This window comes from Spirosoma sp. KUDC1026, assembly GCF_013375035.1.
In the GTDB taxonomy this organism is placed as follows: Bacteria; Bacteroidota; Bacteroidia; order Cytophagales; family Spirosomataceae; genus Spirosoma.
In genome coordinates, this window is the sequence record NZ_CP056032.1 from 5561472 (window position 1) to 5586712 (window position 25241).

A 25241-nucleotide genomic window follows, 5' to 3' on the forward strand; every position below is an offset into this window, starting at 1 on the left:
GGAATCTGCCCTTTTTCTGCGTACTTCGCCCCGACAACCGTCTTTTCGCTCCTGTGCAGATTATTGTTGACATTGGCAATACCGATGCCGTTTTCGGCCTTTATGACCAAACCGCCTGGCGATCCGTCTGGCGAACACCTGCCCGGCGCGAGGAAAGTCCGGAATCGTACGAAAAGCGGTTACGGCTGTGGCTGCTCGAAGCAAACGTATCGTTGAGTACCATTCAATCTACTGTCCTCAGCAGCGTCGTACCGGATCTGACGCCCACCATGCGGGCCATGCTGAAGGAGCTATTCGGTTTTACGCCAATTGTTGTCGGCCCGGGGATTTACCCCCTGCTTCCTCTGGAAATCTTACGTCCTCACGAAATTGGCAGCGATCTGGTTGCCAACGCGCTGGCGGCTTACACCCGTTACCAGCGGACCTGTGTGATCGTTGATTTTGGTACGGCCCTGACGTTCACGACGGTGTCGGGCGAGGGGAAAATTCTGGGTATTGCCATCGCTCCGGGGCTGCGAACCGCTATTCGCTCCCTCTTCGCCAATACGGCCCAACTCCCCGAAGTCCCCATCGAAGTGCCGGACTCTGCGCTGGGAACAAGTACAACCCACGCCATTCAGGCGGGGGTTATCCTGGGTTACGAGGGACTGGTACGTTCGATTGTCAGCCGGATTCAAACGGAGTTAAACGGTGACTGCATCGCCGTGGCTACGGGTGGACTATCTGGCCGGATCCCGTCGCTCCGGGATATTTTCACCGACATTGTTCCTTCCCTGACGCTGGAAGGCATCCGGCTCATTGGCGAAAGCGTTACGGCAGCGACTCAGTAGCCAGCTCATCCGGTTTATCCCGATCTCGTTTTTTTCGTTTTCGCAGCGCATCGTTGAGCAGATATTCAATCTGCCCATTTACGCTCCGGAACTCATCCTGCGCCCAGCGTTCCAGTTCTTTCAACGTTTCGGGCGAAATACGCAGGACGAATGCTTTTTTTTCAGTGGGCATAGGGAAAAGAGGGAGGAAGGGGAAGAAGGGGAGGAGGGGGAGAAAAGGTGTTTCACTGATCCAGCGTTTTACCTTTCCTCCCCTTCTTCCCCCTCCTCCCTTTCCTCCTTTTTAATTATATAACGTCCCCGCGTTCACAACGGGGCTGACGGATTTTTCGCCACAGAGAACGACCAGCAGGTTACTGACCATGGCCGCTTTGCGTTCTTCATCTAAGCGGACGACGCCTTTTTGCTCAAGTCGTTCGAGGGCCATTTCGACCATGCCGACAGCTCCTTCAACGATCTGCTTCCGGGCCGAGACGACGGCAGTTGCCTGCTGGCGCTGCAGCATAGCACCCGCAATTTCGGGAGCGTAGGCCAGGTGGCTGATGCGCGCTTCCGTTACACGAACCCCCGCCTGCCCGAGTCGTTCGTCCAGTTCCTGCTCCAGAAATTTATTGATCAGGCCGGTATTATCGCGCAGCGTGGCTCCCTCCTGGCTGTTTTCATCCTCCATATTGTCGTAGGCATGAGAGCTGGCTAGAAAACGAACGGCGGCTTCGGATTGAATCTGTACAAACGTCTGGTAGTTATCCACCTCAAACAGTGCCTTCGCCGTATCGGCGACCTGCCAGACCACCACGGCAGCAATCTCGATGGGATTACCCATCTTATCATTCACTTTAATCATCTGCCCGTTCAGGTTACGGGCGCGCAGGCTGATTTTGGTTTTATTGTACAGTGGATTGACCCACCGCAGACCCGATTCCTTCATGGTACCGACATAATCGCCAAAGAACGTAGCCGCCATACCCTCATTCGGGTAAATAATGACGATACCCTTGAAAATAAAGATGCTTATGATGAACAGTACGATGGCCGGGAAAGGCCCGTACTCCTGGATAGACACAACAAGCGTCAGAACCGCCAGGGCCAGACAGCCGATGGCAAACAACAGGAATATGTATCCCGAAACGGAGGTAAGCTTTTTTTCTTGCATGGAAGTAGGCGTTAAGGATAAGAAATTGATATCAAATTGATAGCATAAAGGTAGCAGTCTCTAGCACAATAGCGGTCAGAAATCGGATAAGTGGTACCCGGCTTCCACGGATGGCTTCTTTACGGGCCGGTCTGTAAACGCCAATCCTTTTCACTATTTTTGCCCCTTTAAACAAAGGCCTTTTTTCGGCCGACTGTCTGACGATCATGCTGCTTAGCGAACAAGAGATAAACCGCCGGCAAAAGCGGGAAGAATTAATGCGGATGGGCATCGACCCCTACCCCGCCGAACTATTTGACGTAACCGCTACCGTCGCCGACATCCGTACGGCTTTTCAACCCGCGCCCAGCGCTTCCGTTGAACCCGAAATGGATCTCTCCGGCGACGAGCGATGGGGTAATATTCAGCTGGCGGGTCGTCTGATGGTATTCCGGGTAAGTGGCAGCGCTTCCTTCGCTGAAATTCAGGATGCTACCGGTCGGATTCAGCTGTATTTCCGGCGCGACGATATTAGTCCCGGCGAAGACAAGACGCTGTACAATACGGTTTTCAAGAAACTGCTTGACATTGGCGACATCATTGGTGTGCGTGGTAACGTCTTCTCGACCAAAACCGGCGAGTTGTCGATCTACGTGCGGGAGTTCAAACTGCTGAACAAATCGCTGCGTCCGCTGCCTGTAGTGAAAGAGGTTGTGAATGAACAGGGCGAAAAAGAAACCTACGACGCCTTCACCGACCCTGAACAACGCTACCGCCAGCGTTACGTCGATCTGATCGTGAATCCGCAGGTGCGCGACGTGTTCGTGAAACGGACTAAGCTGGTCAACTCCATCCGGCAGTTTCTGAGCCAGAAGGGGTATCTGGAAGTGGAAACGCCAATTCTGCAGCCCATCCACGGCGGAGCAACGGCTCGTCCGTTCCAGACGCACCACAATACGCTGGACATGACCTTATACATGCGGATCGCCAACGAGCTGTACCTGAAACGACTGATCGTGGGTGGCTATGATGGTGTATTTGAGTTCGCAAAGGATTTCCGGAACGAAGGTATGGACCGGACGCACAATCCGGAATTTACGCAGGTCGAATTCTACGTAGCCTATAAGGATTACATCTGGATGATGGACACCATCGAAGAGATGGTCGAGAAAGTGGCGCTGGACGTAGCGGGAACGACGAAAGTAACCGTTGGCGAGAACGTCATCGATTTCAAACGTCCCTGGAAACGCCTGACCATGTTCGAAGCCATTCAGGAATATACCGGCGTTGACGTTTCGGAGATGAACGAAGATCAGCTACGCGAGGTAGCCGAAGGTCGGGGCATCAAAACCGATTCGTCGATGGGCAAATCGAAATTGATCGATGAGCTGTTCGGTGATGCCTGCGAACCCAACCTGATTCAGCCGACCTTCATTACGGATTACCCCGTGGAGATGTCGCCCCTGACCAAGAAGCACCGCAGCAAACCAGGTCTGGTTGAGCGCTTCGAGGCTATTTGTAACGGAAAAGAAATCGCGAATGCTTATTCTGAGCTGAACGATCCGATTGATCAGCGCGAGCGCTTCGAAGAACAGCTGCGGTTGGCCGAGCGGGGCGACGAAGAAGCGATGGCGCTGGATGAAGACTTCCTGCGCGCGCTGGAATACGGCATGCCACCAACGGCTGGCGTTGGCCTGGGCATCGACCGGCTGGCAATGATCATGACCAACCAGCCATCGATTCAGGACGTTTTGTTCTTCCCGCAGATGCGCCCGGAGAAAAAGCTGGAGCAGTCGGACGAAAGCGATTTCGTGGCGGTCGGCGTCCCCGCCGAATGGGTTCCTGCCGTGCAGAAACTTGGTTTCATGACGGTCGAGCAACTACGTACCGCCAGCCCTAACAAGCTGTTCAACGACCTGGGCGGTATGCGTAAGAAACTAAAGCTGACCGTAGCCATGCCTACGCTGGACGACGTGCGCGGCTGGACCGGTAACTAAAAAGTAAACGAAAAAAACCCCATCCATCAACGGGTGGGGTTTTATATAGTTAGATAGATGCTGCTTAATAGTCGGAGTCTATTTTCTTTACTTTTACAGCGTTGAGTCCTTTTTTGCCGTCAACGACTTCAAACTGCACCCGATCCTTTTCACGGATCGTAATGCCATTCAGACCTGTAATGTGGACGAAGATGTCCCGATTGGTATCGTCTTCAACGATAAATCCGTAGCCCTTACTTTCGTTAAAGAACTTTACTACACCTGTTTGCATAAAACGTAATAATTAGACAATTAAATAATAAAAGGGTCAGTTTGCAGTAAAGAACGCTGAGTACTACTAAATACAACTACGGCCAGGGCATTTAGCTGAGAATCAACGGGCTTCACCCAACAACGGGCCTGAAATTCATGAACAGACCGTTGCATTGCAAATAAAATAAAAATGTTCTGACTTCAGCTAATGAAAAAGAAAGTTTTTATTAATTAACACTCACTTTATTCTGCTTTTATGAGCAAAAGGCAAACAATCTACAACATCATTTTGTTAGCTTTGCTTAGTAACAGCAGCGTACTTAAGAAGCCACACATGGATAAGATCAGGTATTTTGTTGAAAAACAGGCCTTCGGTGTCTGTACCCTGCTGGGGGAGAAAATGAATATTTCGGCCAGTAGCATCCGGTTGTATTTTATCTACACCTCATGCCTGACGCTGGGATCCCCCGTTGTGCTTTACCTCATTATGGCCTTCTGGATGGAAATGAGCAAGCACCTGCGTCGTCACGCCAATCCGACCATCTGGGAGTTGTAATACGTATGTAGGACAGGCAGGTCTACTTGTCCAGTTCGCTGAATAACTTCTTTCCTTCACTGAAATACTGCCATACCACGCTGTGCGGATACAGCGCTACATCCGCTGTCTGTTGTCGCCGAAGCGCGCGACGCTGACCGATCAGGCGGGGCAGATGACCATAAAAGGCGAAGTGCGCCCGTACAATCGCCCATACGTCCTTCCACTGACCCTGCTTAAGGAATAACAGTGACGAAATGCCGTCCAGCACCAGCCGCAGCAGAATTTTGCCCCATAACCAGCCATCGGCAGGCCAGTTTTTGTAGAGCATGAACAGGCTGTTCCGATAATTCAGATACGTTTTGTGGGGATTGGCTTTGGGTAGTGTGCCTCCACCGACGTGATACACCGTCGATTCGCCACAGGCCCAGACCTGGTAGCCGAGCCGCTGCACGCGCCAGCACCAGTCGATTTCTTCCATATGCGCGAAGAAATCAGCGTCAAAACCGCCCGTCTGGTGAAAGACGTCGGCCCGCATGAACAAACAGGCACCCGTTGCCCAGAAGACAGGCCGGTTATCATCATATTGGCCCTGGTCGGGTTCAAAGGTGGCAAATATCCTCCCTCTACAGAATACGTAGCCCAGCCAGTCGACAAAGCCACCGGCGGCTCCGGCATGTTCAAACAAATGGCGATCCTGGTACGAGCGGATTTTAGGCTGGCAGGCCGCTATCTGTGGATTGGCCTGCATGAGCGCCAGCACCGGCGTGAGCCAGTTGGGCGTTACCTCGATATCGGAATTGGGGAGTACGTAGTACGCAGCCCCGCCATACTGGCTGCGAATTTGGTGAAGAGCCTGGTTGTAACCACCCGCGTACCCTTCGTTTCGGGCCAGTTCAATCACGCGAACCTGGGGAAAGTTGGCTTTGACAAACGCAACAGAATCGTCGGTTGAGGCACTATCCGCTACGTAGACCGGATAACCGTCGGAATGGGCAAGAACGGTAGGCAGAAACCTGGCTAAAAACGCCCGTCCGTTGTAATTAAGAATGACAATTGCAAGGGTATCCACAGAAAAGGTCTGGTTGGTAGTCGGTCCAAGACCGGCACAAAGGTAGCGTTCCAGACAGGCACTGGCTACCAACCTCACGGCTTTTTCCAGGATTTTGGCAGGAGACCAGGCCAGCGTTTAGGTAATACCTAGTCGAACGCTGGCCTGGTCTCCTGCCATCGTTTCACATCAGCCCGTCCAGATTCAGGCCCGGAATATTGGGCAGCAGCCCCTGGGTCGCCTGCCGGATGTGCTCTTTGGCTTTCGCGTCGATGCTGTTCATGGCCTTATTCGTAGCCGCCACAATCAGGTCCTGCAGCATTTCCCGGTCGTCGGCCGATTTCAGCAGATCAGGATCAATCTCAACATTCTGTACGTTTTTCAACCCATTGACCGTTACGCGTACCAGACCAGCACCGGCTTCGCCCGTTTCGGAAATAGTACTGAGTGTGGCCTGAGCCTCCTGCATCCGGGACTGAACTTCTTTCATCTTCCCGAACATATTCATCATGTCCATAGCAATTCTTGGTTAGTGACAGGCGATTGTACCAGAACGGCACCTGTCAGTTATGGGTTATTGGCAGGGAGCGTGCGCTACTGTCTGCGTATCAGTAACAGCGAACCCGACCGAACGGTTTTCTCTCCGGTCTGATCTTCGGTCTCAATATAATACCCGTACTTACCATCCTGAGCCATCGTGCCGTTGATCGTACCGTCCCACCCAAGCGTTCGATCGGTCGTACTGTAGATCACCCCGCCCCAGCGATCAAAGATCGTCATCCGGAAGCGTTCGACAAAAACTCCTTTGGCGACGAACGTATCATTCATTCCGTCGCCATCGGGGGTGAAGGCATCGGGCACCAGAATCCGGGACGACCGGCGCAGCGTAAAGTAATTGGAGTAGCTGAACACACCCGTATTCGACGTAGCCACGATTCGGTATTTCTGCGATTGCTCATTCGGGTCGGGCGTGTATTCCGTATCCATACCAACCTGAATAACCCGCGTTGTCCCGTTCAGGTCGTCCAGAATTTCGACGGTATAACCGGCAGAGGGTGCATCTGAAAATGGCGTAGCACTGGTCCAGTCAATTCCGTCGGCGGAATTAGAAGAGAGATAAACCGTACAGGCGGGCTGCGACGGGGGCGACACCTGACCGCAGGTATTTTGATACGTCACCTGATAGCAGTACGAACTGATGTTCGGGTTAGCGTCCTGATCAATAAACGTATTGTTACTGAACTGCTCGGAAATTTGCCCGAATGAGCCCGTCGGACTATTGGCCCGGCTGATGGCCAGGGTATAACTGGTGGCCGTACCCGTCAGTGGCAACGTAGTAACCAGCCGGGGGCGGTTGTTTTCGATAGACACGACCGTGTTGCCTGGCGCACTGGGTGCATCACCACCGACACCGGTTACGCAGACTGGTCCTGATATAATCGTAGCTTGTCCTACTTCGGCATTCAAGCTATAGCAGTACTGAACTCCACACTGAATATCTTTGGCATCTGTATAAGTATTTGAAGACCGATCAGAAATTGTTCCTCCAGCTAATACTCCATTTTTTTCAATCCTATAAATTATTGGACGTGCAGAAGATGAAACCCCTGCATAGGCTGGCCAATTTAGAACATTCTCCTTGCTAGCAGCTTGAGCAGTCATTACTAAGCTGCATACTTCATCTGACTTGATTGGTGTACTATTACAAGCATCTTTTACTACTAACTGGAAACATTGAACTTGCTTAGTATCAATCTGTTTACCTCCAACTTCCGTCACATTAAATGCTACAGCTCCTGTTCCCCCTTGACCCGTAGTTTCATAGATTCCACTTGCATTCTTCCAATAAAGCTCTGCAGATGTTGCACCACCCGTTTGGTACACAATCGAAATTGAATTATCACTGGTGGTCGTTAACTTATTAATAATAGGCGGTGTTGTTGCAGCGGCCAGATTAACAACCTGTTTCTCTTCAGTGCTTGTACAGCCAGTGAAAGCTCCTGTATTCGGGTCACCGTATGACCCTGTGATAAAAAAGGTGTAGGATGTGTTGCCACCGGTGGTTGAATACGCATACGAAAACGTTGAGGCTACCTGCGCTCTCGTTTTGGTTTCCACACGGCCATCTCCCCAGCGAATTGTATAAAAGTCATACTGCCCCAATGTCGCCGGATCTATTGTCACTTGCACCTGGCCCCCAGCGCAGGTTTTTACAGACGATATTTTGACTGGATTAAGCGGAAGGACTTCGACTTCTTCACAGTGAAGCATTGCGGTTCCATTAAGACTACCTGCCTGCAAAATTTTATATACACCAGCTGTCTTAAATTGATACCTTGTCGAAACAGTACCAGCTGTCACTAAACTGGAGTCTTTAGTATAGCCGTATATATATTTTATGCCAGTTGCAACTGGTTTTGTGTTTGTAACAGAAACAAAATCACCGATACATATTTTTCTTTTATTGAGAGTGAACCCCCCTTCTTGAGTATTTGGAGTACGGTTAGCAGGATTACATAGGTCGGTCTGTCCTTGGGTATGACTAACTAGCCCAAAAAACATGAATACTAATATCATTATTCTAAGCTCACTGCCCACTTCAGTCCGCCATCCTTGTAAAATTCGCACAGAGAGTAAAAATTTTCGTTACCAGAGATTTATGGGATTCTTTCCGTAAAACGCTGTCTCCGACATTTTCGCGCCTGGCGAAACGTATCTTCCTGAAAAACAGTTTTTCAGTCAAAACAGCGTTTCTTTACGCGTTTTTAGAAAAGCACAACGTAGTACGGCGCTGCGTACGTTTGCGTCCAAACTGGATACCAAAGGTAATTACGCCGACACGCATCGATCAAGAAGATGAGCAATAATAGTACCAACATCACCGGTTCGGCCGCAAATCAGGAAGCCTCCAGTCCAATTCGTCTGGATCGGATTGAGGACGCCATCGCTGATATCAAAGCCGGTAAAATCGTTCTGGTAGTGGACGATGAAGACCGCGAAAACGAGGGCGATATGATCTGCGCAGCGGAGCTGATTACGCCCGAAATGGTCAATTTCATGATCCGCGAAGCCCGCGGACTCATGTGTGCCCCGCTTACCCAGGAGCGCTGCGAAGAGCTGGGGCTGGACATGATGGTGAGCAGCAATACGTCGGTTCATACCACGCCGTTTACCGTATCGGTCGACCTGCTGGGCAATGGCTGCACGACGGGTATCTCAGCCTCCGACCGGGCCAAAACCATTCAGGCGCTGGTTGATCCCAACACCAAACCCGACGATCTGGGTCGCCCAGGGCATATTTTCCCGCTGCGGGCCGTCGAAGGGGGCGTTATCCGCCGGGCGGGTCATACCGAAGCGGCCGTCGATCTGGCGCGCATGGCGGGTTTGTCGCCCGTGGGTGTCCTGATCGAAGTGCTGAATGAAGACGGCACCATGGCGCGGCTCCCCGAACTCCGTGTACTGGCCGACCGCTTTGGCATGAAGCTGATCAGCATTCAGGATCTGATCAGCTACCGGCTCCAGACCGAATCCCTTATTCATCGGGAGATCGGCGTCGATATGCCGACCGAATGGGGTCATTTTGATTTGATTGCGTATAAACAAAGCAATACCGGCGATATGCACCTGGCCCTCATCAAAGGTAGCTGGGAACCGAACGAGCCGGTGCTGGTTCGTGTCCATTCGTCCTGTGTCACGGGCGATATTTTCGGATCGTGCCGTTGCGACTGCGGTCCGCAGTTACACAGCGCCATGAAAATGGTAGAAGCCGAGGGCAAGGGCGTGATCGTTTACATGTTTCAGGAAGGACGGGGTATTGGCTTGTTGAACAAGCTGAAAGCCTACAAACTCCAGGAAATGGGCCGCGATACGGTCGAAGCCAACCTCGACCTGGGCCTGCCGATGGACGCCCGCGATTACGGCGTTGGTGCGCAGATTCTGCGGGATCTGGGCATCCGGAAACTTCGTCTGATCTCAAACAACCCCAAAAAACGGGCGGGTCTGATGGGGTATGGACTAGAAATCGTGGAGACCGTCCCCATCGAGATTCCGTCGAATCCGCATAACGAGCGCTACCTGCGTACTAAACGCGACAAGATGGGCCATACCATCATGAACGAGCCAGTCAACCACGAACAGCAGCTTTAACGATACTATTTTATAGACAGGATCACAGCCCGGCGGCCACCGTGGCGCGGCTGTAATCCTGTTCGTAAAAAAATGCGGATCAAGGGGGTAGAACCCAGATCCGCATTTGTGCGTTTAAGAGATAGCTGACAGTAAAACAGCCCTCAACGCTATGGCTAAACAGGCATTCGGAGATATTATTAAAGGCGATACGCCCGTATTAGTTGACTTCTACGCCGACTGGTGTGCGCCCTGCCGCCAGCAGGCCCCAATCCTCAAGCAGCTCACCGACCGGAACGGGGATAAAATCAGAGTACTGAAAGTTAATGTCGATCAGAGTCAGAAGGCGGCACAACAATACCAGATACGCAGTATTCCGACGATGATTCTGTTCAAGAACGGAAAAGTTGTCTGGCGGCAGTCGGGTGTTCAGTCGCTGCAAACGCTGGAGGGGCTGGCCCGGCAATACGGTGCGTGAACTATAGAACGCGACTGGTTCGATACACCCGAATCTCCTGCTTGTTTTTCTGAATCAAGCCGACATGATAGGGCTGTTTGCGTGTGAACGACCGGTACACCTGGGTCTCAAACCCGTTGCCAAACCAAGTCTGCTGCAACCAGAACGATCGCAGTCCCAGGTTTGTCGCCCGACGGCTCGGGAATAACAGGGTATGGTCATCTCCTTTCAATAAAACCCACACCCAGTTATCCGGTTGTAGGCTACTGTGAAACCAACTGTTCTTAATAGTAACCTCATCATTACCCTCAGCAAAAGCAGAAATCAACTGGTCTCCATTTGGGTAGTTCTGCCAGGGTTTTGCCACCTTTCTTTCCAGTTGAGCTAACAGCCTTCGGTCGGCACCAACGGGCTGAAACACCGTTGCTACCTGCTGCTTGATTTCTTCCGATTGAGTTTGTCTAAAGTTGTAGTAAAAAGCCAGGCTTCGACTCCGGAAGTTATACATACCGGCCAGGTGGTGCTGGAAAATACCGATCCAGAAGATAATACTAGCGGCTAGTACGCTCCCTCCCACAAGTCGCAACGGCCATCCTCTTTCCCTGGCAATCAGTACGAACTGGATATACCCAGTAATAACGAACATCGTACTATAGAGACTATACCGGCTTAGCATCAGTCCCCGCCAGCCGGCAAACGATAACCTGTTGTTGGCCACCGCTCCGGCCGACAACACAAGAAAGCTGGCCAGCAGCAGCGTTACCAGACTGGCTCGATAGACGACAGTCAGCCGGGTGGCCGAATCAACGCGGAACAATCGATTGATCAGCCAGACACTCATGCCCGCAACCCCTACACAGACGACTCCCCCAACCAGCAAATTCTCCTGGTACGTATCAGTAAAGGGGTATATATTAAAGTAAGCACCAAGGAAAATCATAGCCCCTGATAGCTTGTCCAACAAGCTGTACGTATCAACACCCGATAAAATAGCTGGTCGCTCGTACCCCCAGAAGTAGGTACTCATTAACACGGTCAACAGGATAAGCCAGGCTCCCGCATCGCGCCAACGCCTTTGAACAAGTAACGCGATTCCCGCCAGTACTACAGCAATAAAGCCATTTCCGGATGTGTAACACAATAGTGCGGCAACCGCCCACGCCCCCCACCAGGAACGGCGTTCTGGATTGACGACCAGCACAAAGAGCAACGCATAGAACAGATGCACAGTGATATTCTGCAGAGAAGCCATGGCCCAGAGCGAATTCTCGTAGAAATGCATCTGAAAGAGTAGCCAGCAGACCGGTACCCAAACAACTATGGGTACTGATAGCTGCCATAACAAACGCACCAGTAGCCAGCCGAGGCCCAGTAGCGCCAGGTTTCCGATGATGATCAGAGCAGAAAAAGAAATCTGCCCATGCAGCCAGTATACTAGCCAGAACCAACCGCGTACGTAGACCAGCCGGTGTTCGTTGAGCTGCGAAAAAAGAAGTTGAATTTTATCGGTCCAGGTCGTGGCTTCACGGAGCCGGACCATATCTAATTCAAGGATATAATCGTCGAAGATGGGTAGGTTTCGTTGCAGTCCAATCACCAGGCAGTAATACACAACCACGGGAACGGCGGCAAGAAAAACAAATAAAAGAGGACATAGATTGACCTGAGCCAATCTTGTCAGAAGGCCAGAGCGACGCATGTATTCGTAAATTGAAAATTGTGGTATATGGTAAACGAGGAAACCGCATCATGTAGCGATGATGCAGAAGGCAGTTAGGCAGAACTTATCAGGGTGGAGTAACTATCATATGATATAGAAACAAGCAACTAAGGATGCTAATTTGACGAGTTCATTTACAAAAAACCCGACCGTTGAGTATATCTCAGATATAAGTCAACTCATTATAAATATTTTCATATCAAACATGATTGGTCGCAAAATGCTCATTGCAGTCATAAAAGTTTATTATTCGGTCATTGGTACAGTAGGTAATATGTCGTAGAATCGACCTGTCTACCGCTCAGTAACAAATACACCGTTCCCACATATCCCATAATCCGGGTATTGCGCTCGGACGAGTAAGTATCTAATTTTCAGAGCCTAACTCGTTTAACCGCCTTACGTATGCCTACCCGGATTGCCATTGCCCACGACTACCACCTCCTGACCGAGGCCCTCGCCGATCTGGTTCGTAAATCAGGCGACTATTCCATTGTCTTCACGGCCGAAACGTACGATCACGTTCTGAATCAGCTTCGTCAGGTCGTCCCCCCACCCGACGTACTGCTGCTGGACATGAGCCTGATCCGAAATTTCGACGCCGTCACGCAGCTTTGTCGCCGGTATCCGTCCCTGCGGGTGCTGGTTCTTTCTGTTCCCAGCCACGACGTATTTGTTGCCCGGATCGAGCGACTTGGTGTTCATGGGTATCTACTTCGGCAGAGCCGCCCTGAACAATTTCAGCAGGCATTGCGTGAACTGATCACAACTGGGTCCTATTTCCCTAAGCCATCCGCCCGGGTACTACTACCATCGGTAGCCAATTCGTCGCAGCTCAACAACCGCGAATACAACTTCCTGCGGTGGGCGTGCAGCGAGCTGACGTACAATGAAATCGCCGACCAGATGTGCGTTAGTCCGCGTACGGTCGATGGCTATCGCGAGGTCGTTTTTCAGAAAATGAGCGTTCGCACCCGGGTGGGCATGGTCATTAAAGCCATGCAGGAGGGACTCGTTACGTTGTAAACAGCACTTCTTTCTTCGTCATTACGTTGCGCCAGCCTGTCGACCGGACGGGCTGGCGCTTATCTTTGTCGAAATGACGATCCGATGCAGCTGCTATTTCATCCCGTTACACTCCGACTTACGCATACGTTCACCATTGCGCACGACAGCCGCGATGAGCAGCCGTCGCTGATTGTTGAATTGCGCGATGGCTCGTACCGGGGGTTTGGTGAAGCGACCGCTACACACTACTACGGCATCACGCTGGACGGGATGATTGCCGCTCTGGAGGCCATTCGTGACCAGATCGAAGCGTATGAACTGACCGATCCGGAAGCGTTCTGGGCGGATATGCAGCCGCACCTGGCCGACAAGCCGTTCGCGCTCTGTGCCCTCGACCAGGCCGCCTGGGATCTGTGGGGCAAGAAACAGGGCCAGCCGCTTTACAAGCTCTGGCAACTCGATCCGGCCAACAGTCCGATTACAGACTATACTATTGGTTTCGATACCCCCGAGCGCATGGTGGCCAAGATGCAGGAAAAACCCTGGCCGCTGTATAAGATCAAGCTGGGCCGCTCGACCACCAATCCGGACGAAGGTGACCTGCCGCTGGTCCGGACGCTACGTGCCCATACCGACGCCCTGTTCCGAGTCGATGCGAACTGCGGCTGGCAACCCGCCGACGCCATCACAAAATCGCGCGCCCTGGCCGAACTGGGTGTCGAATTCATCGAGCAACCCCTGCCCGCCGACGACTGGGAAGGTGCCAAAACCGTTTTTCAGGAAACGGCCCTACCCATCATTGCCGACGAAAGCTGTATTGTCGAAAGCGACGTTGACCGTTGCGCGGGGTATTTTCACGGCGTCAACATTAAACTGACCAAGTGCGGAGGTATTACCCCTGCCCGCCGGATGATTGCCCGCGCTCGTGAACTGGGCCTGTCCGTCATGGTAGGCTGTATGACCGAATCCAGCGTCGGTATTTCGGCCATTGCGCAGTTGCTCCCCCTGCTCGACTACGCCGATCTGGACGGTGCCATGCTTATCGCCAACGATCCCGCAATGGGCGTTACGTTTGACAATGGTCATGTTATTTATGCCGATGAACCCGGCACCGGCGTTCAATGGCTGTTAGAGGAAGGAGCTGAAATTCAATGACGACAAGTTTTGATATCGACCATCTGCCCGGCCGTACGATAACCCACGCTGGCAGCGAATACCTGTTTTTTAGCGGAACGGCCTACCTCGGTCTGCAGCAGAATCCCGCGTTTCAGCAATTGCTGGTTGAGGGTACGAACCGCTATGGTACCAGTTTCGGTAGTTCCCGCAACGGTAATCTGCGGCTGGCGATTTATGAAGCCGCCGAAGCTGAACTGGCCCGCCGTATCAGCGGTCCCGGCACCTCGGCCCTGACGGTTTCGTCGGGCATGATGGCCGGGCAGGTTGTCGTTCAGGCCTTTCGGGCGCAGGAGGCTACGTTCATTTATGCGCCCTGCGCTCACCCCGCTCTCTGGAACGTACCAGCCCCTGCCCTCCCTGCGGGCTCCTTCGCCGACTGGACTCAGCAGTTACCCGAACAGCTCCGTGCCGTTACGTCGCCGGCACCTATTGTTGTGCTGACCAACGCCATCGACGCGCTTCACTCGAATCACTATTCGTTTGACTGGGTGAATGATTTACCGGACGACCGGCCCATCACGCTTGTCGTCGACGACTCGCACGGGCTTGGCCTCCTGAACGGTGGACGCGGTATCTGGCCACAGCTGCCGACAAAAGAAAATGTAGAGTTACTGGTAACGGGTTCACTGGCCAAAGCCATGGGATTGCCGGGGGGAGCGGTGTTCGGCAATCCCGACTCGCTGGACCGACTTCGGAAGACAGCCTTTTTTGGTGGTTCCTCCCCTATTCCACCGGCTTACCTGGATGCGTTCCTGAAAGCCGAGCCGCTGTATACTGAAGCGTTCGATAAGCTACAGCAGAACCTGACGCTGGCCGAAAAGCTCCTGGGCGTAACGGCTCTGTTTAACCACGCGAAAGGATATCCCGTCTTTTTTACGGAACAGGACAAGCTCTATCCGTACCTGCTGGAGCGAAACATTGTCCTGTATTCCTTCGCCTATCCAACCGTTCACGATCCGGCCAACACCCGGATCGTGATCAGCGCTTTTCATGAGCTGGCCGATATTCAGCAGTTGGCTTACCGGATCTACGACTACATGTTTTAAGCGCTCATGAAGCTCAGTCGACTTCCGTAGCGCACAACTGGTCGGGATGATAGTGTTGATTCAGCAACGAAGCAAACGCCGATCACCCTTCTGCTTATGAACAGGTTGCTGCGATCTCGCTTCACGACCGGACGGCAAGCTGGTAGTTTAATCAATCGTCCGAAACACGCGACTCCAGCGGATTTTGTGCCAGCTGTCAGCCGGAACGGGATCGATAGACATCCAGACAAAGACTGCCTTCCCAACAAGGTGATCTTCGGGAACGAAGCCCCAGTAGCGTGAGTCCTCCGAGTTGTGCCGGTTATCGCCCATCATGAAATAATAGTCCTGCCTGAACGTATAGGACGTAATGGGCTTGCCCCCTATCTGGATCGCCGTGGGCGTAACGACCACCTGTTCGTTCGACTCGTACCGCTCAATCACGGGGCCATACACCGCAATCGTCTGTTGGTTGATGGGCACAGTCATGCCTTTCCTGGGTACCGTAAGCGGCCCGAAGTTATCCTGATTCCAGGCATAAGCCTTACTGCCGTAGATGCCCGGTTCGGCCTGACCCGCTGGTGCCACGATGGGGTCAACGCCCTTGATCCAGGCAAACGTTTTGACTTGTTCAATAACCTCCGCCGTCGTGTTGATCTGGTAGCCAACCAGCGTATTGGTTTTGGTCACCTCATTATAGGCTTCGAGCGGCTGCCAGTTGATGAATGGCCCTTCGGCTGATTTGAAATCATTCACAATATCGAACTTCCGGAAGAACCGCTCGTCCAGCACCTCGGTCGTTTTGATGAAGTAGGTCGTTTCCGACCGAACCGGAATGGGTGCTATTTTTCCGTTGACCAGCACCTGCTGATTCTGGATGGTGACGACATCGCCCGGAATCCCAATGCAGCGTTTGATAAAGTTGGTTTTCAGATCGGTAGGGTACGCAGGCTCACCCGGTTTGTGGGGCGGATAATTGAACACGACCACATCGCCATTTTTCACCGACGAGAAGCCGGGGAGTCGAAAACTGGGCAGTTGAATCGCCGTACTGTACGATGGAATATCCGTCCCCCAGATTTTCTGGTGCGTCAACGGCACCTGCAGGGGCGTTTTAGGCGTACGGATGCCATAATGGAGCTTGCTGACGAACAGATAGTCGCCCACCATCAGGCTGTTCTCCATAGACGGTGTCGGAATGGCAAAGGCTTCGAACGTCAGAAACCGAATCAACGTAGCGGCTATCACCGCGAACAGCACCGAATCCAGCCACTCCCGCAAAGCTGACTTTTTACTTTTGGCCGACCGTTCCTCGGCCTTCTTTCTCCTGTTGAACATAGCTCCGTCTCGTTAATGATAACAATTAATGCGACCGGGCCTACTTTCAACAGAGACCCTGTCCTATTCCTAAAGCTAGGCGACAGGACAGGGTACGAGAAGGCTATTACACAAGTGGTTAAATCGGCGGCAGGAATGGACTGAGGGGGTATTTTTGAACGGAATAACCGTTGCAGAACTCTTTACCAAAACCTAATCTTGTCGAGGTTAACTCTGACCACCCCTAGCCCCTCCTAAAACAGGAGGGGAACGTGCAGAAGTGACCCTCTCAACCACCCCCTCCTAATTTTCTAGGAGGGGGCAGGGGGTGGTAAACGCCAGCAACAAAGCCCAATTCACCACCTCGTGAAACCCCGATAAGATTAGGTCTTGGGGGTGAGGGATCGGGAACGTACGTACGCTACCATGAGGCAGTAATACACTTTTACCCAACCCTACATCCTCAACCCCTTCAGATAAGCCACACTTTTCGGCACCTGCACACTTTCCTGATTACTCTCGTCTTCGATGAAATAGTGTTTGATGCCTACCTTCCTGGCGGCTTTCAGCACGGCGGGCATGTCGATCTGCCCCTGCCCCAGCACCACATCATTCTCGGGTGGGGTGCCGCCACTCAAGTCACCGGTTATCCCTTTTTTCAGGTCTTTCAGGTGCATGAGTTTCCAGCGACTCCCGTATTTATTCAGCAGCGCCACCGGATCGGCCCCACCGAAGGTCGTCCAGAGAATATCCATCTCGAACGATACGTATTTCGGGTCGGTGTTTTGCACAATGTAGTCGAACAACGTACCATTCTGATAAGGCTGAAACTCATAGCCATGATCGTGGTAGCAGAAGGTCAGGCCGTTTTCTTTCAGAATTTTACCCACCCGGTTAAAATCAGTCACGGCCTGCTGCGCGTTGGCCAGCGTAAAGTTGCTCTTCTGGTGCGGAATCCAGGCCACCATGACGTACGACGCACCCAGGGCCTTCGCCTGCTTTACTACGGCCATCGGGTCCTTGACGATCTCCTCATACCCGGCCCCCGTTGCTGGCATACTGATTCCCCGCTCATCGAGCATCTTTTTGTAGGCCTCTGCCGTCAGGCCTTTGGGAACGCCCCCTTCCATCTCGGTGAACCCCTGCGCCTTGATGGTGTCCAGCGTAGCAACTACGTCCTTCGGAAAGGTATGCCGGTACGTATAGGCCTGCACACCCAGCGGAAACGTATAAAGCGGTTTCCCCGACTGCGCCAGGCCCGTTTCCATCCCGAGCCAGCCCAGTGATAATCCCAGCACAACAGACAGTTTAGCGAACATAAGCGAATGAGTTTTCAATAAAGTATCGATGCCCTGTAAAGCCATCTGGCCAGCGGGCTTACTGATTGCCAACGCGCAAAAAGCCCGCCCACCCATCAATCCGACCATGAGCAATCGATGCCACCCAGGCAAAAACATAGTATGAATAGAGTACCATTGGCATGAATTTTAATGCGGATTTAATATGTCACCAGACGTTTACCAAAAATAAATTTTGCACAAGTTGAAGTAGAAATAGGTCAATTTGATCCGTAAAGACACTTTTCTGTCTTTGATTCTAGGATAAAAAAAGGAGATGGGTCTATGATTTGTACGGGGTCCTTCTCAAACCAACCTTATATCTTCCCGATGAAAAATCTGTTTGTTTTTGTCTTCGCCCTATTTGCTCTGGCAGGCTGTAACAGCAAAGATGTTGAGCCAATCCACGCTGGCGAGGCTTTAGCCGGTACTTACTCAGTTACTTCGTTCCTGTTTACGAGAGGTGACAGTACGTATCATTTGCCTACTTTACCATATACGGTTCAGGGTAGTCAAATTATAACGGGTAAGTTAGAGGTTACCCGTTTGGAAGCAATGAACCAGGTGAGCCTGAAGCTGACTCTACAGGAGCCGGGTGAGCCAGATGCCGTCTTCCCTATTGATAACGTCGAGGTTCGGCCTGACGGCGATGAATATGATCTGCACGTGGGCTCCACTCAGTTAGCTACTGCTGACGGTACTACCGTTGATTTCGATGTTACCACGCGAGACTCGCAAACTGGAGAGTCTATTGTACTTAAGTTCGAGGCCAAACGGTAGCTCTTGTTATCTATATTTCGAAGCGATTGGACTCTCTTAGCATAGCAGAGTCCAACCGCTTTTTCCTTGTCTACACGCTACGTCAGTTTTTCTACTTAGCAATCAAGCGTCAATGCTATTGTCGAAAAACAACCATAGTTGTCTTCCGGCTGTTATATTGCGGATTGGTTACCGATCACAGCAAAAAAATATACGATTAATGCTATAAAGCAGTCTGGTTTATTTAGTGCTGTCGATCTGTACCGGGTTGCTCCCTCTTTTTCGTTCTTACTGGGTACTCCTGGTAACTTTGTTGCCTGATAGTCGTCTATAACGAAATAACACACCGGGAGAAAACTGTATTCACGTACGAATGGATTTACGTTCTAAGCTAGCAGCCTTCACCGACTCTCTTTTTGCCCGGAAAAGTGAGCCGATAGACAGCCACAATCTTTGCTACTGGAAAACAGATATCCACTCCCACCTGCTCCCCGGCGTCGATGATGGCGTTTCCACCGAAGAACAGACCCTTATCTGTCTCCGGCAGTTTGCCGACTGGGGCATTGAGCACGTCATTACCACGCCCCACGTTAGCCAGGACTGGTTTCCTAATTCCTACGATACGCTGATCAAAGGGCGGGAAACCCTACAGGAACTGGTCACTCAGCATAACCTGGACCTGACCATCGACATTGCCGCCGAATACCTGCTTGACGATCGTTTTCTGGAGTTACTGGACAGCGGCCAGCTCCTGAGCTTTGGGAAGGAGCGATACGTGCTGATTGAGAACGGCTGGTCGGCGGCCCCTTACTTTCTCGAAACGATCCTGTTCCGCATCCAGACCAAAGGTTATACACCCATCCTGGCGCACCCGGAGCGGTACACCTATTATTTCCCGACGCCCCAGGAACTGCAAAAGCTCCGTGACGCAGGTTGTCTCTTTCAACTGAACTGGGGCTCGCTGACGGGCCGCTACGGTAGCAAAGTGAAACAGCAGGCGCAGCAGTTCCTCAAACAGAAATGGGTGGACTTCATCGGCTCCGACCTGCATCGCCCCTCCGATCTCAAGTCGCTGGAAACGCTCTTTTCGTCCCCCGACTACAAACTCCTGCAGCAACAGCCTCTCCGCAACCAGGACATCTACTGAGCACCTTTTTATTTTTTGTCATGGCACCGACGACCTGGTTCTATCCTTAAACTAATTTCATAGGGGTTTCACGAACTAGAGAATCTGGTTTAATTTGCCTCTACCACCCCCCGGCCCCCTCCCGCTACGGCGGACCGTTAGAAAAGTAGGAGGGGGAGGTTACAGGGTTACTTCTGCTGGTTCCCCTCCTGTTTTAGGAGCTAATTTTGTAGGAGTTTAGCTCTTACCACCCCCGACCCCCTCCTAGAAAAATAGGAGGGGGGGCGAAAGGTCACTTCTGCGTGTTCCCCTCCTGTTTTAGGAGGGGCTAGGGGTGGTAAGGCAGAGCAAAGCCCTACAAGCTTAGCCCACGCCACGGTGGCCCGTGCCGGTGGCTAGGCTGCCCTCCCCCGGCCCACAGGCAAGCGTCGCTTATATCTCCCGGCTAAAGCCGGAAAGGGCGAATTACATAATATCATGTAATTCGCCCTTTTAAGAAGTCATTGATGTAGTCAAGACATTCCGGCATAGCCAGAGGATCGCTGTTGGCTGTGTATCTGGCAAGCGCGACCAGATCATCGTTACTAATATTGAGAGTCCTATCGTTTTTGATACAAAAATAGTTTAGAGACACGCAGGCTATGCGCTTATTACCGTTAACGAGCCGGTGCCCCTTCGCGAACAAATAGAACTGTATACTTGCCTTTTTAATGAAACCTCGATAGGGCGTATGGCCATAGACGTAGGCAAACGGGGCGGTAAGTGCGTACTCGACATTGTCCCAGTTGTCCTGGGCTAACTCCGGTATCGGTTCGTCCCGGCTAGCGTGAATCAACCGGGCAGCATCGACCAAAACAGCAAACTCATCGAGTTCTATTCGCCGTATGGGTTTACTCATAAGCCAGCGTAGTCATCGCTTCGCCGTGCTTGTCGTAAAAATCTTTGACCGCCTGCTGCACCTTGCCGGTTTTAACCGAAGATGATTTTGCCATAACGACACCTCCCTTTGTCCGTGCATCGCAAAACCTCCCCGTAGTAGATGACTTGTATACACTTGTATTAGTTGCCTTTTTACGCATAGCTCCGTCCGGTAAAGTTATTGACGTTCGTAAGTATACTATTAACGCTACGGTACATTAATTCGCGTTTGTATGCATTACTACAAACCTAACCGAAAATATTTCTTTATCGTTGCTTTAGTATTGCTTTATCATTTCCTGTCACTACTTTCTCCTTATATATTATTAACTCACTACTGACCCATCTACTAGCTTATACATATAGTACCATTACTTACGGTGCCACTATGCATCTTTGAGGTGCTACCCATATTGGAGAGTACTTTACAGGTAACCATTGTCATCACAATTCCCCCGGATCAAACGTAAAGGGCAGCTCCTGCATGCATTTGAAATGCCCTTGCGGACACTTCTCGAAGCCGATCTTTGAACAGGGCCGACAGGACAGCCCCTCCTTCTGCAGATTAACATGGGGCGTCTGGTACGGATACATACCAAACTCCGGTACGGTATTCCCCCAGATGGCATACACTTTTTTGGTAAGTGCTGCTGCAATATGCATCAGACCGGTATCGTGGCTAAAAACGACCTGTGCCTGCTGCACCAGCGACGCCGACTGGTTCAGCGTATACAGCCCGCAACCGTTATAAACCAGCTCCTCGCCAACGGCCTGCACGACCGTATCGCCCACCGTACGATCTTCTTTCCCACCCAGCAACACAAGCGGTTTATCGATCTGCCGACATAACTCGATCATGCGCGCTACGGGTAAGCGCTTGGTAGCATGCTGCCCCCCAATGGCGTAGGCAACGTAGCCGTGCCGGTGGGTCTGGGGCAGGCTTTGCACTGACACCTGGTCATTGGCCGGAATGAAGTAGTCTAAGCCTTGATCATCATTCGTTACGCCCAGCGGTTTCACGGTAGCCATGTACCGGTCGACAATGTGCTGTTCCGGCATCCGGTTGATGTGGAAGCGCACGTATAGCCATTTCTGCCAGTTGAGCTTATCAAACGAATACGAGCGTACACCCAGCGCCCGTTTAATCAGCCCCGTCCGCAGGTTGTTGTGTAAGTCGATGACATAATCGTACCGCTCAGCGCGAAGGGCACGAATAAGCACACGTAGCGATTTATCGAGATAATACCGCTTATCGATGTATGGATTGTTCTCGGTGAGCGTAGCAAAGCCCCGCTTGGTACAGTAATGCACCTCGGCGGTTGGTAACTGCTGCTTAACGCACCGAACAACCGGTGTGGTAAGTATAATGTCCCCAATGGACGAAAAGCGTAGTATTAAGATTTTGGCTAGATTAGCCATAAGTCACGTCGGCTACTAAATGACAGCGTTAACGTTGACAAAGTTAGCCACTACAGCTGCCTGTTTTACAGGAAAACAGAATCTTGTTTCAGATTCGCCAATAAGTAATATTGCCCTTTGCCGTGGCTTTAAACCATAGCGAAGGGCAACATAGTATAGCCTGTAGTAACAAACCGTAGCCTGTTAATCCACAGTCACATTATCTACATTTTGAAATGACCGTATCGGATCATTCTGTTGGATCAGGCGCTGTAAGTCCTTCATGAACCGACGTAGCGTCCGTTCCTTGTTCAGGTATTGCTCGGCGTATTTTCTGGCGTTGACCTGATGCGTCGTCAAATCACTAGAAAGCGCGTTAGTAATAGCCAGTTTCAAGGCATCTACCGATTCCGGCTCGATCAGTATCCCCATCTGATGCTCACTGACAACATCGTATAGCGTAGTGCCGGGTACTGCCGACACCAGTGCACAGCCACCAGCGGCTAAAATGCCCGTAAGCTTTGACGGCAGGACCAGATCAGAAGCAGATTTCTTTTGCAGCACTAAATGAATATCAGCCGTTGCCAGCAGGGCAGATAACTTTTCGTAAGATTGTAGTGGATAAAACTTGACGTTCGTCAACCCATATCCTTGTACAAGCGCTTCCAGCTTTTCCTTACCTCCCCCCGATCCACAAATCAAAAACCTCACTTCTGGTCGGGCTACAAACGACTTGGCGGCTTCAACAATGATCTCCAGCCCCTGCTTTTCACCCAGACTGCCTGAATACAAGATTACTTTATCTGATGGCCTCAAGCCAAATTCTGTGCGCAATGATTGTGCTTTGGATAATGGCTTTACATAATCACCGTCAACCCAGTTCGGGAACAAAACACAGTCAGATTGTATAACCTTCTTCTGCCTTACCTTACGTACCATACCCTCACTAATCGTCGAGACAACCGTACAGTTTTTTAGAATAAAAGATTCCACCTTGTACATGATATCCAGAAACCGCTTATTCTTAATCATACCTAATTCTTTGGCCATATCAATTTGCAGGTCCTGAATGTGGCACCACATCGGTACGTTACGAAGCTTGCTATAGAGTACCGGTAAAACCCCTAGGTGGAAAGGGGGCGATAGACAAATTACAACGTCATACCTTTTGCCGAAGAAAATCGGTAACCAGTACATTAGACTACTTAGGACAAAGGAAAACTCATGTAAAATACGCTTAGACGAACTAACCTTTATTGGGACATAGAACGGACAGCGGTGAACATTCACGCCGTCGATCTGCTCCGTAAACCACCATTTCCCTTTATATGAAGAATGAACGGCCCACTCCGGATAATAGGGCATAGTCGTAATGACATCAACATTTTGCCCCTCCCGGGCCAGCCAGCTGCCCATCTCCCCTGTATACTTGCCAATACCTGTTAATTCTGGCGAATAGTTAATTCCGTAAATTAGTATTCTCATATAATCAATACAGATAACTTTTATACGCTATATAGATAACAGCTCAGCAGCTACCATTTCTTATACAGGAGCAGTTGAAGATGGCACAAGCTTTTGTTCTGCCTCTCCAGATAGATTATTTGACAATAATTCTCTAGTCTTGATTACGATAAAATATTCATAAATAGCTTGTAGAGTCGCATTTGTCAGACCAGCTTTCCCATCTAAAAATGATTTCTTCCAGAAAACCATATACAACCACTTAATTAATGGTCTACCTGGAATCTTATAAAACAGACCTTTTTGATGATAACGCTTTTCACTAAAGTCCTTACTAAAGAGTGCCTTTTTGAGTGAAAAATCTATTGCTCCCTTGTGCTCGTCGATCCAACGCTTAGCTTCCATTGTTGAATAGGTATTATGTTTATTCAACCAGTGAGTATACCCCTTAGAAAATGGATAGTGTTCGAAATAACCATCCATATTTTCAACTATTCCATCAACTTCAAGCACTTCGTTGATCTCTCGATGATAATAAGCCTTACCCACTCGAATAAGACGTATGTAAAAAGGGGTAATCTGCGAATGCTTAAGCCAAGTGTGCCCCAAATAGTCTCGTCGACGAATACGAAAACCATTTATTTGTTCTGGGACAGTTTGAATACGCTGAAGCATTGCTTTATATAGATCACTCGGTACCCGTTCATCTGCATCTAAGATTAATAACCAAGAATATTTATAATTTAAATCAACTAATGCTGCATTTCGTTGTGATGCATAGCTATCAAATTTTCGAAGTGTTACAGTAACCCCAAACTGCTCTGCTATTTCTATTGTTCGATCTGTACTAATTGAATCAAAAACATGTATATCATCGCACCAACTAACAGATCTTAAACAATCTGGAAGATCTTGCTCTTCGTTTTTAGTAAGAATAAGAATAGATATCATACCATTAATTACTTCAGTAAGGCCTTTTCAAAAGCTGCTACCGGCTGTCTTTCTTTTATTGGATTACATGGATGTCCAGCGCACACCATCCAGGCCGGCATATCTTTTGTAACCACCGATCGGGCGCCCACAACGCAGCCATCACCGATTACCACACCTGGATGAACAAAAGCTTCAGTTGCAACCCAAGCAAAATCTCCAACGATGATAGGCTTTGTAATCAGCGGTAATCCAGGCTGATTATAGTCATGAGTACCAGCGCATAAATGTGCTCCTTGGGATATAACAGCTCGCCGTCCGATCCTAATTAAATCTTGGGAATAGAGAACGGCTTCATTGCCTATACCACATTGATCCTCAAGGACAAGATTCCAAGGGGCCCATATTCTTACTTTTGGATATACATGAACGTTATTACCAACCTTAGCACCGAAGCAACGTAACAAGAATGAACGCCAAGCATGCATTGGCTTTGGAGAAATCCGGAACAATAAAATAAACACTACGTTCCAAGCCGCTCGTCCTAATCGGTTACGAATAGAAAAGGAAGGACCAGAAACTGTATCTACATTATATGTGTTATCCATATTTTTCACGCAGAAGCTCTGTATAATTGATAAAATTAGCATATAATTATCTTGAACATTCGACTGCTTATGTTCA

The 25241-nt window shown here is 50.6% G+C and carries 24 protein-coding genes; 10 read left to right on the forward strand and 14 right to left on the reverse strand.

Translation table 11 applies throughout. From position 1 onward, the window contains the following. Positions 1–53 precede the first annotated feature (53 nt). On the forward strand, positions 54–830 hold the full coding sequence (locus tag HU175_RS23435) for a type III pantothenate kinase (protein ID WP_176568880.1): 777 nt from the start codon (positions 54–56) through the stop codon (positions 828–830). Here the strand turns inward: HU175_RS23435 and HU175_RS23440 are convergent. Beyond that, the gene (locus tag HU175_RS23440; RefSeq protein ID WP_176568881.1) at positions 811–1002 is read right to left on the reverse strand and encodes a ribbon-helix-helix domain-containing protein; all 192 of its coding nucleotides are present in this window, start codon (positions 1000–1002) and stop codon (positions 811–813) included. The two genes, HU175_RS23435 and HU175_RS23440, sit on opposite strands and share 20 nt — an antisense overlap. Positions 1003–1113: 111 nt before the next feature. Then, positions 1114–1983, reverse strand: a complete 870-nt coding sequence (locus HU175_RS23445) for an SPFH domain-containing protein (RefSeq protein ID WP_176568882.1) — start codon at positions 1981–1983, stop codon at positions 1114–1116. Positions 1984–2189: 206 nt separating this feature from the next. On the opposite strand from HU175_RS23445, the gene lysS reads away from it, so the two are divergent. Then, positions 2190–3959, forward strand: a complete 1770-nt coding sequence (gene lysS, locus HU175_RS23450; protein ID WP_176568883.1) for a lysine--tRNA ligase — start codon at positions 2190–2192, stop codon at positions 3957–3959. A 64-nt stretch (positions 3960–4023) separates the two neighbouring features. Here the strand turns inward: lysS and HU175_RS23455 are convergent, their stop codons facing one another. After that, on the reverse strand, positions 4024–4230 hold the full coding sequence (locus HU175_RS23455; RefSeq protein WP_012930831.1) for a cold-shock protein: 207 nt from the start codon (positions 4228–4230) through the stop codon (positions 4024–4026). 315 nt (positions 4231–4545) lie between these two features. On the opposite strand from HU175_RS23455, the gene HU175_RS23460 reads away from it, so the two are divergent. Then, positions 4546–4767: a PspC domain-containing protein gene (locus HU175_RS23460; RefSeq protein ID WP_176569336.1), complete on the forward strand. Its 222-nt coding sequence runs from the start codon at positions 4546–4548 to the stop codon at positions 4765–4767. Positions 4768–4789: 22 nt separating this feature from the next. Here the strand turns inward: HU175_RS23460 and HU175_RS23465 are convergent, their stop codons facing one another. The 3 genes from HU175_RS23465 to HU175_RS23475 form a co-directional block, all read right to left on the reverse strand. Further along, a complete protein-coding gene (locus HU175_RS23465; RefSeq protein ID WP_176568884.1) occupies positions 4790–5818 on the reverse strand; it encodes a glycosyltransferase family 2 protein in 1029 nt (342 codons plus the stop codon). 163 nt (positions 5819–5981) lie between these two features. Then, positions 5982–6314: a YbaB/EbfC family nucleoid-associated protein gene (locus HU175_RS23470; RefSeq protein WP_176568885.1), complete on the reverse strand. Its 333-nt coding sequence runs from the start codon at positions 6312–6314 to the stop codon at positions 5982–5984. A gap of 77 nt (positions 6315–6391) precedes the next feature. After that, a complete protein-coding gene (locus tag HU175_RS23475) occupies positions 6392–7264 on the reverse strand; it encodes a gliding motility-associated C-terminal domain-containing protein (protein ID WP_176568886.1) in 873 nt (290 codons plus the stop codon). 1389 nt (positions 7265–8653) lie between these two features. Here HU175_RS23475 and HU175_RS23480 point away from each other — a divergent pair. Both HU175_RS23480 and trxA read left to right on the forward strand, forming a co-directional pair. Beyond that, positions 8654–9943, forward strand: a complete 1290-nt coding sequence (locus HU175_RS23480) for a bifunctional 3,4-dihydroxy-2-butanone-4-phosphate synthase/GTP cyclohydrolase II (protein WP_228724258.1) — start codon at positions 8654–8656, stop codon at positions 9941–9943. 151 nt (positions 9944–10094) lie between these two features. Continuing rightward, positions 10095–10400 (forward strand): thioredoxin, encoded by a 306-nt coding sequence (gene trxA / locus HU175_RS23485; protein WP_176568887.1) that lies wholly within the window; start codon positions 10095–10097, stop codon positions 10398–10400. A gap of 1 nt (position 10401) precedes the next feature. Here trxA and HU175_RS23490 read toward each other — a convergent pair whose 3' ends face one another. After that, a complete protein-coding gene (locus HU175_RS23490) occupies positions 10402–12078 on the reverse strand; it encodes a hypothetical protein (RefSeq protein WP_176568888.1) in 1677 nt (558 codons plus the stop codon). A 426-nt stretch (positions 12079–12504) separates the two neighbouring features. On the opposite strand from HU175_RS23490, the gene HU175_RS23495 reads away from it, so the two are divergent. The 3 genes from HU175_RS23495 to HU175_RS23505 all read left to right on the forward strand — a co-directional run bounded on the left by HU175_RS23495 (position 12505) and on the right by HU175_RS23505 (position 15329). Continuing rightward, on the forward strand, positions 12505–13125 hold the full coding sequence (locus HU175_RS23495; protein WP_176568889.1) for a response regulator transcription factor: 621 nt from the start codon (positions 12505–12507) through the stop codon (positions 13123–13125). 84 nt (positions 13126–13209) lie between these two features. Further along, positions 13210–14262: a dipeptide epimerase gene (locus HU175_RS23500; protein ID WP_176568890.1), complete on the forward strand. Its 1053-nt coding sequence runs from the start codon at positions 13210–13212 to the stop codon at positions 14260–14262. Continuing rightward, positions 14259–15329 carry an aminotransferase class I/II-fold pyridoxal phosphate-dependent enzyme gene (locus HU175_RS23505; protein WP_176568891.1) on the forward strand — a complete coding sequence of 357 codons (1071 nt, stop codon included), beginning with the start codon at positions 14259–14261 and terminating at the stop codon, positions 15327–15329. The genes HU175_RS23500 and HU175_RS23505 overlap by 4 nt, the downstream gene beginning before the upstream one ends. Positions 15330–15476: 147 nt before the next feature. On the opposite strand, the gene lepB is transcribed toward HU175_RS23505, so the two are convergent. Next, complete coding sequence (gene lepB / locus HU175_RS23510) at positions 15477–16646, reverse strand: signal peptidase I (protein ID WP_176568892.1); 1170 nt, start codon at positions 16644–16646, stop codon at positions 15477–15479. A gap of 434 nt (positions 16647–17080) precedes the next feature. Next, positions 17081–17944, reverse strand: a complete 864-nt coding sequence (locus HU175_RS23515; RefSeq protein WP_176568893.1) for a sugar phosphate isomerase/epimerase family protein — start codon at positions 17942–17944, stop codon at positions 17081–17083. A 348-nt stretch (positions 17945–18292) separates the two neighbouring features. On the opposite strand from HU175_RS23515, the gene HU175_RS23520 reads away from it, so the two are divergent. Both HU175_RS23520 and HU175_RS23525 read left to right on the forward strand, forming a co-directional pair. Continuing rightward, on the forward strand, positions 18293–18742 hold the full coding sequence (locus HU175_RS23520; protein WP_176568894.1) for a hypothetical protein: 450 nt from the start codon (positions 18293–18295) through the stop codon (positions 18740–18742). A 352-nt stretch (positions 18743–19094) separates the two neighbouring features. Continuing rightward, positions 19095–19868, forward strand: a complete 774-nt coding sequence (locus tag HU175_RS23525; protein ID WP_228724259.1) for a tyrosine-protein phosphatase — start codon at positions 19095–19097, stop codon at positions 19866–19868. 454 nt (positions 19869–20322) lie between these two features. Here the strand turns inward: HU175_RS23525 and HU175_RS23530 are convergent, their stop codons facing one another. The 5 genes from HU175_RS23530 to HU175_RS23550 all read right to left on the reverse strand — a co-directional run bounded on the left by HU175_RS23530 (position 20323) and on the right by HU175_RS23550 (position 25165). Further along, positions 20323–20745 carry a Fic family protein gene (locus HU175_RS23530; protein ID WP_176568895.1) on the reverse strand — a complete coding sequence of 141 codons (423 nt, stop codon included), beginning with the start codon at positions 20743–20745 and terminating at the stop codon, positions 20323–20325. Positions 20746–21209: 464 nt separating this feature from the next. Continuing rightward, positions 21210–22184, reverse strand: coding sequence for a glycosyltransferase family 9 protein (locus HU175_RS23535; RefSeq protein ID WP_176568896.1), 975 nt, complete (start codon positions 22182–22184; stop codon positions 21210–21212). Between the two features lie 183 nt (positions 22185–22367). Further along, on the reverse strand, positions 22368–23648 hold the full coding sequence (locus tag HU175_RS23540; RefSeq protein ID WP_176568897.1) for a WcaI family glycosyltransferase: 1281 nt from the start codon (positions 23646–23648) through the stop codon (positions 22368–22370). Positions 23649–23708: 60 nt separating this feature from the next. Next, the gene (locus HU175_RS23545) at positions 23709–24578 is read right to left on the reverse strand and encodes a glycosyltransferase family 2 protein (RefSeq protein ID WP_176568898.1); all 870 of its coding nucleotides are present in this window, start codon (positions 24576–24578) and stop codon (positions 23709–23711) included. A gap of 8 nt (positions 24579–24586) precedes the next feature. Further along, a complete protein-coding gene (locus HU175_RS23550) occupies positions 24587–25165 on the reverse strand; it encodes a putative colanic acid biosynthesis acetyltransferase (protein ID WP_176569339.1) in 579 nt (192 codons plus the stop codon). Between the last annotated feature and the right edge of the window lie 76 nt (positions 25166–25241).

Bases quoted from the DNA above. Each gene is read 5' to 3' on its own strand.
- HU175_RS23440 (WP_176568881.1), bottom strand. From the start codon at position 1,002: ATGCCCACTGAAAAAAAAGCATTCGTCCTGCGTATTTCGCCCGAAACG.
- HU175_RS23445 (WP_176568882.1), bottom strand. From the start codon at position 1,983: ATGCAAGAAAAAAAGCTTACCTCCGTTTCGGGATACATATTCCTGTTG.
- lysS (WP_176568883.1), top strand. From the start codon at position 2,190: ATGCTGCTTAGCGAACAAGAGATAAACCGCCGGCAAAAGCGGGAAGAA.
- HU175_RS23455 (WP_012930831.1), bottom strand. From the start codon at position 4,230: ATGCAAACAGGTGTAGTAAAGTTCTTTAACGAAAGTAAGGGCTACGGA.
- HU175_RS23460 (WP_176569336.1), top strand. From the start codon at position 4,546: ATGGATAAGATCAGGTATTTTGTTGAAAAACAGGCCTTCGGTGTCTGT.
- HU175_RS23470 (WP_176568885.1), bottom strand. From the start codon at position 6,314: ATGGACATGATGAATATGTTCGGGAAGATGAAAGAAGTTCAGTCCCGG.
- HU175_RS23480 (WP_228724258.1), top strand. From the start codon at position 8,654: ATGAGCAATAATAGTACCAACATCACCGGTTCGGCCGCAAATCAGGAA.
- trxA (WP_176568887.1), top strand. From the start codon at position 10,095: ATGGCTAAACAGGCATTCGGAGATATTATTAAAGGCGATACGCCCGTA.
- HU175_RS23490 (WP_176568888.1), bottom strand. From the start codon at position 12,078: ATGCGTCGCTCTGGCCTTCTGACAAGATTGGCTCAGGTCAATCTATGT.
- HU175_RS23495 (WP_176568889.1), top strand. From the start codon at position 12,505: ATGCCTACCCGGATTGCCATTGCCCACGACTACCACCTCCTGACCGAG.
- HU175_RS23500 (WP_176568890.1), top strand. From the start codon at position 13,210: ATGCAGCTGCTATTTCATCCCGTTACACTCCGACTTACGCATACGTTC.
- HU175_RS23505 (WP_176568891.1), top strand. From the start codon at position 14,259: ATGACGACAAGTTTTGATATCGACCATCTGCCCGGCCGTACGATAACC.
- lepB (WP_176568892.1), bottom strand. From the start codon at position 16,646: ATGTTCAACAGGAGAAAGAAGGCCGAGGAACGGTCGGCCAAAAGTAAA.
- HU175_RS23515 (WP_176568893.1), bottom strand. From the start codon at position 17,944: ATGTTCGCTAAACTGTCTGTTGTGCTGGGATTATCACTGGGCTGGCTC.
- HU175_RS23520 (WP_176568894.1), top strand. From the start codon at position 18,293: ATGAAAAATCTGTTTGTTTTTGTCTTCGCCCTATTTGCTCTGGCAGGC.
- HU175_RS23525 (WP_228724259.1), top strand. From the start codon at position 19,095: ATGGATTTACGTTCTAAGCTAGCAGCCTTCACCGACTCTCTTTTTGCC.
- HU175_RS23530 (WP_176568895.1), bottom strand. From the start codon at position 20,745: ATGAGTAAACCCATACGGCGAATAGAACTCGATGAGTTTGCTGTTTTG.
- HU175_RS23535 (WP_176568896.1), bottom strand. From the start codon at position 22,184: ATGGCTAATCTAGCCAAAATCTTAATACTACGCTTTTCGTCCATTGGG.
- HU175_RS23540 (WP_176568897.1), bottom strand. From the start codon at position 23,648: ATGAGAATACTAATTTACGGAATTAACTATTCGCCAGAATTAACAGGT.
- HU175_RS23545 (WP_176568898.1), bottom strand. From the start codon at position 24,578: ATGATATCTATTCTTATTCTTACTAAAAACGAAGAGCAAGATCTTCCA.
- HU175_RS23550 (WP_176569339.1), bottom strand. From the start codon at position 25,165: ATGGATAACACATATAATGTAGATACAGTTTCTGGTCCTTCCTTTTCT.